Source organism: Bacteroides caecigallinarum, assembly GCF_016901995.1.
Taxonomy (GTDB): Bacteria; Bacteroidota; Bacteroidia; order Bacteroidales; family Bacteroidaceae; genus Phocaeicola; species Phocaeicola cellulolyticus.
This window is the reverse complement of the sequence record NZ_JACJLE010000119.1, coordinates 1-1,501: the sequence shown is the minus strand read 5'-3', so window position 1 is coordinate 1,501 and position 1,501 is coordinate 1. Positions and strand designations below refer to the sequence as shown.

Annotated in this window: 2 protein-coding genes; both read left to right on the top strand. The window is 31.2% G+C overall.

Annotation, left to right across the window (positions count from 1 at the left end):
- On the top strand, positions 1–636 hold a 636-nt coding region (locus tag H6A61_RS15220; protein ID WP_204394745.1), incomplete at its 5' end, for a DUF4238 domain-containing protein.
- Between the two features lie 4 nt (positions 637–640).
- Positions 641–1,501: site-specific DNA-methyltransferase (locus H6A61_RS15215; protein WP_204394744.1), on the top strand; the 861-nt coding region annotated here is incomplete at its 3' end.

The window sequence follows — 1,501 nt, the reverse complement described above, 5'->3', positions numbered from 1 at the left end:
ACCACATTCTTTGCCAATGATAATGAGGATAAATTAGGACGATTATTGTGTACTTTAAGTAAAGTTGATATAAATTCTTCTTATATTCCTTTTAATGAAGGTTTAAGGAAGAAAATTTCAAAGCAAATAATTTTACAGTATATGCGTACTCCTAAGTATAGGGATATAAAATCAAGAAATTCCAAGAATGCTTTTTTCTATCAAATTGAATGTTTATTATTGGATATTTTTAATTGTGAAATGAAAGATATTCAATTTAAAGGTGATGAACCCGAATTTCATAAGAGGTTGCTTCTTGATGATGGTATGATACAAGAAATGATAATAGATATATCCGAAGCTGATTGGGAGTTTTTATATACAAAATCTAATGAATTTTATACATCAGATAACCCTATTGTTATTAACGCAAGGAATGATATGCCAGTAACATATTGTGATGCTATAAGATTTTTTGATGAAATATTTTATACAATTAATCCTAATCTTCTTTTACACATTATGGCACAACCTTGTAGAACTTTAAAAAGAGTTTATTTAAAGGAAATAAAAGAATATGAATTAAAAGAAGTAAATGCCTTAGTACAGAATAATGCAGAGCGATATGTCTTTTATAAAAAAGAATTTGAATTTTAAGATCATGGAAAAACTAAAAATGCAGAGCCTTGATGTTGTAGGCAACAATATAGATAAGATAGCACAATTGTTTCCAAATTGTGTGACAGAACGAATTGGTAAGGACGGAAAAACGGAATTGGCTATAGACTTTGATAAACTGAAATCGGAACTCACTAATGATGTGTTGGAGGAAGGAGAAGAACGCTATCAGTTTACATGGCCTGGAAAGCGTGCGGCATCAAGACTTGCCAATGAAACTACTACACAGACTTTGCGCCCGTGTCGTGAGGAGTCTGTGGATTTTGACAATACTCAGAATCTTTATATTGAAGGGGATAACTTGGAAGTGCTGAAGGTACTTCGTGAAACTTATCTTGGCAAGGTAAAGATGATTTACATAGACCCACCTTATAACACAGGAAATGATTTTGTATATAATGATGACTTTGTTCAGGGAAGTAATGATTTTGAACAAATCAGTGGCTTTTTTGATGATGAGGGTAACCAAACAATTGATCCCTTGCAGCGCAATACAGAAAAGAACGGACGTTTTCATACGGATTGGTTAAATATGATTTATCCTCGTTTGAAGGTTGCTAAGGATTTGCTTACAGAGGATGGGATTATTTTTATTTCTATAGATGATAAAGAAGTAGATAATTTGGGAAAAGTATGTAGTGAAATATTTGGTAAAACCAATTATATAGGCACTTTAGTGTTACAAACAGCTACAGATAATAATCCAAGACAAATAACAACAGAACATGAGTATATAGTTTGTTATGCAAAGAACAAATCTATACAAACAGCTTGGACTGCAAAAAATCATCAAGTAGAACTTATTCAAAATAAATATAATTCTTTAAAAGAGATTTATGGAGAT